The sequence below is a fragment of the Roseomonas sp. BN140053 genome (genome assembly GCF_047690175.1).
Taxonomy (GTDB): Bacteria; Pseudomonadota; Alphaproteobacteria; order Acetobacterales; family Acetobacteraceae; genus Roseomonas.
On record NZ_JBLLEB010000080.1, the window covers coordinates 1 to 3,382 of the forward strand.

General features: G+C 64.0%; 4 protein-coding genes. 1 reads left to right on the forward strand and 3 read right to left on the reverse strand.

Annotated features, from left to right (window positions below):
* Positions 1 to 405: 405 nt before the first annotated feature.
* Positions 406 to 816 carry a Crp/Fnr family transcriptional regulator gene (locus ACLIBK_RS25385; RefSeq protein WP_415390088.1) on the forward strand — a complete coding sequence of 137 codons (411 nt, stop codon included), beginning with the start codon at positions 406 to 408 and terminating at the stop codon, positions 814 to 816.
* A gap of 274 nt (positions 817 to 1,090) precedes the next feature.
* Here the strand turns inward: ACLIBK_RS25385 and ACLIBK_RS25390 are convergent, their stop codons facing one another.
* The 3 genes from ACLIBK_RS25390 to ACLIBK_RS25400 all read right to left on the reverse strand — a co-directional run bounded on the left by ACLIBK_RS25390 (position 1,091) and on the right by ACLIBK_RS25400 (position 2,950).
* Entirely contained in the window at positions 1,091 to 1,318 is a 228-nt protein-coding gene (locus ACLIBK_RS25390) for a DUF4214 domain-containing protein (RefSeq protein ID WP_415390091.1), read from the reverse strand.
* A gap of 664 nt (positions 1,319 to 1,982) precedes the next feature.
* Positions 1,983 to 2,117, reverse strand: coding sequence for a hypothetical protein (locus tag ACLIBK_RS25395; RefSeq protein ID WP_415390089.1), 135 nt, complete (start codon positions 2,115 to 2,117; stop codon positions 1,983 to 1,985).
* A complete protein-coding gene (locus ACLIBK_RS25400) occupies positions 2,114 to 2,950 on the reverse strand; it encodes a chromate resistance protein ChrB domain-containing protein (RefSeq protein ID WP_415390090.1) in 837 nt (278 codons plus the stop codon). Before ACLIBK_RS25400 ends, ACLIBK_RS25395 begins: the two co-directional genes overlap by 4 nt.
* Positions 2,951 to 3,382: the final 432 nt, after the last annotated feature.

The window sequence follows — 3,382 nt, forward strand, 5'->3', positions numbered from 1 at the left end:
GGAGCTGTCCGAATAGTACTGCTGCTCACCGTTGGAGCTGTTGTACCGCCCCCCCCAGTACAGCTGCGTCTTCCAGGTCCCGTTGCTGCCATCAGGTGACGAGGTGAACGAGTTGAACTCGTCGCTGAAGGTGAGCCGGTAACCCTGGAGGTTCAGCAGCGAAGGCATGGTATGTCGTTTCCAACCCACATTCTGGAGCAAATCTAAACAATGAGACTATATTAGTGATTCAGTTACCCGACCAGCCCCGTGTTTGAGATCTGAGTAACAAAGTGAGCAGGTCCCATGAGAGAGGCATGTGCTCCCACCGATATCTGTCGCGGGCGGTTCGCCTTGACTCACCATGGCCAGTCTACGCTTCACAATCGCCTGCTGAGGGCCTTGCCGCCGGAAAGCATCATCCGGTTGCAGCCCTGGCTCACCCCTGTGAAGCTGGCGCAGCGTCAGGTCCTGCACGGGCCGAGGCAGCCCATCGACCCCGTCCACTTCCCCAAGCGTGGCTGGATCTCCATGATCGCCGTACTGGAGGATGTCGTCAGCACCATCGGCTGCGAGGGCCTAGTCGGGATCCACATGGTCTTGGGTGGCGAGGGCGACGACCTAAAAGCCCTGGTGCAGAGTGCCGGCACGGCCCAGTGCATCTGCGCTGGCGCGCTGCGGAACTTGATGGCCAACGACGCCGCCCTGCGGGACCTGTTGCTGCGCTTCGCGCTGGTGCATCTCGGGCAGGTCGCGCGCACCGCGGCCTACAACGGCCACCACAGCACCGAGCAGCGCCTGGCCCACTGGCTGCAGATGGAGCAGGACCGTGCATAACGCGATGTGTTCCCGCTGCCGCACGAATACTTGGCCCTGATGTTGGGCGTGCGCCGGGCAGGCGTGTCGGTGGCGGCGGGGGCTCTGACCTGCCCTCCCAATTTCGGGAACCGATCTAAACTTTTGGCGCGGTGTCCACTAGCGCGTAGGAGGCGAGTGCCTAGCGTTCTCAGAATTGTGTGCCTTGGTCTGGGCGGGCGTGTTGGAACATTAGAGTGCACGTCGTCGACGAGGCCGGTGCCGCCGCACTCCTCTGTGCGACGGCGCTGGTAGGTCAGGCGAAAGCGATGCCGAACTGGGCCAGGTTCTCGCTCATGATGTCGGGTGCGGTGAGGGCGATGTGCTCGGGGCTGTCGGAGAAGTTGATCACCGCCCCCGCCCGGCTGAGTGTGCCGGCGTCGAGCTGGGTGGCGTAGTACTGCACCTCCTCGGCCGAGACAGCGCGATGAAGCGGGGCGGGGTGGCATTTCGTACGTACGACGGGTGCTGGTGGACGCCTGATGCACCCACCATCCGAGCTAGATTACCGGCGGGCCCTTCACGGTACTGTTCGGTTCATGCTGCTGCCGCAGGGAGTTATGTTCAAGGAACTGCAGCATTCTCTTGCTGGCGGCCAGCTCGTCTCGTGTCCTCTGCACGACCTGCTCCCATGCAGCAGTATGCCCAGGCAGGTCCCGCTTGACCTCGGCAAGAAGCATGAGCTGTCGGTCCAAGCGGGCTGCTAGCTCGGCAACATACTCCCGAGCCCTTGCCAGGGATGTATCTGCGTTAGACATGTGTGCCTTACTCAGCCGGTGTGACCAGCGACGACGCTGCACACGAGCTGGTAGTAGTACACGCGGTCGATCTGCTGCTCCGATTGCCGCCGAGCTTAGCCAGGAGCTTCGGTCGTGTTGCGTGTTTCGATACCTTAGCCAGTGCAGCTGTGACGTTGGCCGACCGAAACACCTTCGTGCCGCAAGGCGACAGGACCGTCACCCAATGATGGGTTGCGCGGCGGATCCACCATGCTCCCTGCTGTCCCGGAACGGTCACGGAAAGGTACACCGTACCTCCCTCGTCGAGAGTTTCTTCCACTTTCCAAGTCGGGTTCATGGACGTGAACGCCCCTGCCTGCGCCTGATCGTCAGGCGTTGTTCCGGCAACAAGCGGGAAAACCTCGGAGGTCATGGAACATAGCCCTCTGCTGAGCCGATCTTCAGCCAGACCCGCAGCGCCTCTCCGGAGGACGGCATATGCGCGCCGACGTTGCCGGACGAGCTGGTCAGGGTGGTAGCGATCCCGAGCGTGGCCTCGCTCATCCCGCCGTCTCCGGCCGGGTGTTCGAGAGGGTCCCGGGCCAGTTGTGGGTCTCGGCGACTGCGTCCCGGCTCCAGCGGTAAAAAGCGTCGTACAGGGCCATGGCGGCGTCGAGTTGGGCCAGGTCGTCCCGGTACATGCGCGACAAGCCGAGCGATGCGGCCAGCAAGCCCGCTGATTGCGGGCTGAGATCGGGGCGGTCGGTGTCGGCGCCACGGACGATTAGGGCCAGTCGAGCAAGGGCTTCCGACTGCAGGCCGAACTCTTCGATCATGGTGTCGAAGGTGCAGCCATCCCCGCGATGGCTCCAGAACACATCCTCCATGTCGAACGGGGCCGCCCCGAACTGTTCGGCGACCGCCTGGACCTCGGAGGCCGCCACGAACAGGAACACGGCCCTCGGGTCGATGAAACGGCGGATGAGCCAGGGGCAGGCGATGCGGTCGACCTTGGGCCTGGATTTCGTGACCCAGACCGTGCGGCCTTGGGGGTCGGTGTCCGGCAAGCGATTAGGCCGCAGTAGGAGACCTTTGGCCGCCACCCAGCCCTCGAAGCCCCCCTCCAGGACCTCGGCCTTGGCTCCGGCATGGCGCAGCCAGGCAGCGGTCCCCTGGCTGAGTTTCAGGCCGCGCTGGCAGATCACGACGACGGATCGCCCGGCGAACTCGGTGGCCCACTCGGGCGCTGAGGCGTGGTTCCGGAGGGTGGACGTCGGAATGAGCCGCGGGTCGGCTGCTAGGTCCTGCCCGGTCCGGACATCCAGGAGGACTGGTGCGTCGGGCAGGCCGATGAAGCGGGAAAGTTGAACGGCGGTGATCGTGTCAGGTGCGGGCATGACGCGTCCTTCCCCCACCGTGGGGGATCTCGGACGCGATACTTCAGCCGGAGCCTCACGGGGCGATCGCGGTTCCCCTTACCAAAATCTTCGCCTCACTCGGTTGGGATGTCAACTAGGCCGCTGGTTCTCTGCGTTCAGCATCTCACATCGTTGAACTGGTGAAGATCCTTGGGGCCGCTTCACCACCTCTAATACCGGCGAGCGGATGAACTGACTCGGATGTGAGTTTCAGTTCGCTAGGTTTGGTGATTCGGTTCCGGCGTGGCTGGAGCGGACGGGCCGATGGGACGAGCGCTGGCGATCCGAACTGACCTGCTGAGCGCGTCCGAGTTGCGCAGGCGGGCACGCCGGGAGCCGAACCGACGGACAGCGACGCGGATGGTGGCGGTGGCGCACGCATTGGATGGGTTGAGCCGGGCAGAGGCAGCG

Bases quoted from the DNA above. Each gene is read 5' to 3' on its own strand.
- ACLIBK_RS25395 (WP_415390089.1), bottom strand. From the start codon at position 2,117: ATGAGCGAGGCCACGCTCGGGATCGCTACCACCCTGACCAGCTCGTCC.
- ACLIBK_RS25400 (WP_415390090.1), bottom strand. From the start codon at position 2,950: ATGCCCGCACCTGACACGATCACCGCCGTTCAACTTTCCCGCTTCATC.